General features: G+C 39.1%; 5 protein-coding genes. 2 read left to right on the forward strand and 3 right to left on the reverse strand.

Annotated features, from left to right (window positions below; translation table 11 throughout):
• Positions 1-386: 386 nt before the first annotated feature.
• The gene (locus F6K53_RS35465; RefSeq protein ID WP_158069878.1) at positions 387-563 is read right to left on the reverse strand and encodes a hypothetical protein; all 177 of its coding nucleotides are present in this window, start codon (positions 561-563) and stop codon (positions 387-389) included.
• Positions 564-591: 28 nt separating this feature from the next.
• On the opposite strand from F6K53_RS35465, the gene F6K53_RS35470 reads away from it, so the two are divergent.
• On the forward strand, positions 592-1,803 hold the full coding sequence (locus tag F6K53_RS35470) for a hypothetical protein (RefSeq protein ID WP_293084014.1): 1,212 nt from the start codon (positions 592-594) through the stop codon (positions 1,801-1,803).
• Positions 1,804-2,198: 395 nt separating this feature from the next.
• The gene (locus F6K53_RS35475; protein ID WP_075905515.1) at positions 2,199-2,441 is read left to right on the forward strand and encodes an NfeD family protein; all 243 of its coding nucleotides are present in this window, start codon (positions 2,199-2,201) and stop codon (positions 2,439-2,441) included.
• Positions 2,442-2,474: 33 nt separating this feature from the next.
• Here the strand turns inward: F6K53_RS35475 and F6K53_RS35480 are convergent, their stop codons facing one another.
• Both F6K53_RS35480 and F6K53_RS35485 read right to left on the reverse strand, forming a co-directional pair.
• The gene (locus F6K53_RS35480) at positions 2,475-2,693 is read right to left on the reverse strand and encodes a hypothetical protein (RefSeq protein ID WP_075905517.1); all 219 of its coding nucleotides are present in this window, start codon (positions 2,691-2,693) and stop codon (positions 2,475-2,477) included.
• Positions 2,694-2,906: 213 nt separating this feature from the next.
• Entirely contained in the window at positions 2,907-3,818 is a 912-nt protein-coding gene (locus F6K53_RS35485; protein ID WP_293084017.1) for a transposase family protein, read from the reverse strand.
• Positions 3,819-3,910: the final 92 nt, after the last annotated feature.

Consider the following 3,910-nt stretch of genomic DNA (forward strand, 5'->3'; position numbering starts at 1 on the left):
CCATGGGCAAGGTCTATTGCCGTTCCTGGGATGGTTCTGCCTGGAAAAATTGGAAAAACCTAGGTGGTTACAGCATTGCTGGGGTAGCAGCAGCATCTTGGGGACCTGACCGCCTTGATGTTTTTGTAGTTGCTGGTGATCATGCTCTGCACCACAAGTGGATGGGTTGATATCAAGATTACTAATTAAGGAAGTGAAGGTAAAGAATTAAAGACAAAGGGCAAAGGGCATCCCTGGAAAATGATATCACTTTCCAGGGATGCCCTTGTCATTTTTGTATGATTGCCCTTTTCCTTTCCTAATCAAACAGCATCAAACTTTCAGAATTCAGCCGTCAGCATTCAGCCGTCAGCCTAATGCTTAAAATAAACCTTAAACAGGAGAATTTAATAGTTCGAGATTTTATCCAATTGCCAGTCTGGATAAAAGTCTTTGGCCAAGGTCAATGGCCAATGGCTGAAAACTGATAGCTGTTCGCGTAGCGTGCGCGTAGCGCATAAACTGATATCTGACAGCTGAATGCTTACTTTTTCAGTTACAATTTTTATGTAACTATTAACCAATAATTATAAGTATTCAACCCAACTCGATATGATGGAAAGCACAGACTTGATCAATCAAAACCCAAGGTCGCCGATTCTCGTAAAAATGCCTGGAGAAGATGGGTCAACTGGGTCAACTATTGATCAAAGTATGCCCACAGAGGTAGCGATTGAGCATGGTGTGAATACCTTGGTTAATGACGTAGTGGATCAAGCCTTAGTGCAGGTTAAAAGTAACCAAGAACTGCAATTAGTGCGGGAAAAGGTTGCTACGGTGATGGGAGATACCCTTAAGGAAATAGCTGCTGAACACCCTCAATGTCAAAGCCCACTGGCAACAGGTGTTAGCCCAATGAATAATAATAATACTAATACTAATAATAGTGCAGTTGAGTGTGGTATCAGTGGGGCAAAGCAAGTTCAAGAGCTAGGCTTTACTGAGTTTACTGCTGGGCTGATCAACAGTGCATTCGACGCTATCATGGGTGCAACTATCAAGCAGATGGAAGCCTATCGGGAACTTGTAGCCAATCTCGCTAAAACTCTGGCTCAGTTCCAGGCTGAGAATGTCTCTGATGCCCAAATTACTGACCATCTTGTCCAACACTACCCTGATGGTCCCGGAGGTACAGTTGTGCGTCCCAACTATACCTTTAAAACTATCCCTGCTAACCCCAACACTGGTACTCAAGAAAAGCCAGCCAATCACCTCTTAAGGGAAGTAGCTCAAGCTCTAGAAGCTGAAACCATTAATCTTACAAATCCTCTGACACTTACCATCCAAGAGAATCAGGAGAGATTCTTCACTAGCCAAGTCCAAGAGATTCGCTCGAAAATTGGTGAGTTACTAGCGACTAATATGATAGAGCATCTGCGGGCAATAGCACGGGAAGGAATGGCACGGATTGTAGTAACTGATGGGGAAATTGTCTCGAAGCTCACCTTCAATGTGACTGCTACTGAGCAACAAACTACAGGAACAAACCAGTATCAGCGTCAACATAAGCCTCAACAAGCGATGCAGTCGGCCAAAGGGGGTTTCCCCCACTCACTATCGCATCAAGAAACCAGCCCTTACATCAGAGGTCGTGCAGTAGCAGAATCGGGTAACGTTTCTGCTGGTACTAGTCACAATAAACTCACGGTTAAGCCAGTGAATGAGAGTTCATTCGATGCAGTGACTATGAGTACAGACATCATTGGTCAGGTTAAGATTCGCTTTAAGACTGAAACATTTCCACCAGTGGACAGGAATAGATAATATCGAGTTCGGTTGACTACTCATCAGTCTTGGATGTTCATTAATTAACAATTAACAATTATCCTTCTTTTCCGAATTTTTGCCTTGATTCGGAGATAATCGGTCATGGTTTACCGAATATGCTGATTATACCTACTTCCACTCAAGCACAGAATTTTGTACGCTTCACCACACTCCTTTTTACCTTTTGATTGACTTTATTTTCAAATTACTCATAATTCTCTCCAAAGTCACTGATAAGTTAATATAGCAGTTCTCAATTGGGTGAGGTACTTTCGTTATTGGTTAAGGAAGAAAATTTAGATGTACCTCACGCTTACTAGGAAACGCTATACATCACTATCTCAAGATTAAGCAGATCTCAGTAGAATTGCTGTATTGATAGATAACTAACAATGTTTAAACTATTTCGGTGTCATCAAGCCCAAACCTCCCCTAGCCAAACCCTTAACCGTTGGCAAGGAGAAGCTACTGTTAAAGTTGCCATACAACCCAATCAAAGCGGACGTGTACACTTCCGAGCCAGCTACTGGAATGCTAAATGTCCACAAGCCATCACTCTCAACCCTGGGGATATTGTTGAAGTAACTGGGATTGATAACATTACCCTGATTGTAGAACCTAGTTCTTTGAATTAAATCAGTGTATCAATACCGTAGAGTGTACTATTTCTAAAGTTTGCAAATCCCTTTCAAAACTTGGAGTATAACCATGGCGCGATCGCTTTCAAACAAGTTTAAAATCGGCATATATTGATAAGTTTGGGGATTACCCTGATGGATATAAACAAACTGATAAACCAGACCATTAGTGGCTAATCCCCAAACAAATTCTTGATGCTCTAGGCTGTTGAAAGCATAAGTCAGTAATTGCGGTAAACCTGTAGACATCTCCAATAATCTGTAATCAAGTCACAGCAATCAAACTAAGGGGGTCAATAACTGATTCAAAATTTAGCCATAGGAACCATTTCATCAGGTTTTGGAGTCTCATTATCCAAATTTGGAGTAAAATTATGAGTCATTACAATGTCAATTACTTGACCACATTCAGCCGATTCTATTATTTTTAAAATTAGAGAGCCAATGTCTTGATGCAGTCGCTCATGGGGGAAACCCCCAAGACCGCGCTGCATCGCTTCTTAATCTTACTAAGCCACAAACAGTTAATATTACCGATTCATAACGCTTTTTAGTTAAACGAAATCTTTCTTGAATAATTTTAAATATTTTCACTCTTCTGATCAAATGCTCTACGAAAATTCGCGATTTTGATAAAAGTTTATTATCGGCTTTCTGTGAATCAGTTAATTCTCCATTTTTAGGTTTCTTAGACGGAGTAGTTATTTGCGCTTCTCCTACATAAGCTTTATCTCCACTAAAAAATTGGTGTTCATCAAATTTATTTAAAGTTTGGCGACATATTTTAATGTCACTCATTGGCCCTGGTTTTCCCACAACTACATCAAGAATTTCTTGTCCTTTTGGTAAAACCACAAACTGACTTTTAAAAGTATGTCTTTTTTGTTTACCTGAATAATAGTTCTTTTGGGTTTGGTAGTCTAAAGGTCTCTCGATGACTTGCTCTGAACTATCTACTATCAATTCATAGTTGGTTAATTCTTCCTTAATCTGTTCTACTTCTTCCGGGAACTTTTTTACTTGTTCTAACCGACTTGGTGGTAAGGCTTCTTGAAATATTTTTTGCCAATAATTAAATAAGTTATGAGCCGTTGACTCGCTTACTTTAAAAAGCAAACCTAAAAGTTGAAAACTTAAGTTATGCCTCAGATAAACTAACATCAAAATTATTTGTTCTTCCTCAGATAATTTGGGATGATTACCACCTCCTGCTTTAATAAGTCTAATTTTAGTTTTTTCATTCTCTTGTTGTTTTTCTTTAGCTATAAGCTTTCCTTGCTCTATCAGTTTTATTAATTGCTCATAATTAATTCCTAATAACCTTTTTGTTTGTTTAGGGTGTTTTTGAATATATTCCCAAGTAGAATTGCTCATTTTTCCAGATTATCTATGACTAATTCCTTCCATTATACTCTATTTTTAGAATTTTAAGGTATTATGGAGATGTCTATTTGCAGGATGAGATA

The sequence above is a fragment of the Moorena sp. SIO4A1 genome (assembly GCF_010672065.1).
GTDB lineage: Bacteria > Cyanobacteriota > Cyanobacteriia > Cyanobacteriales > Coleofasciculaceae > Moorena.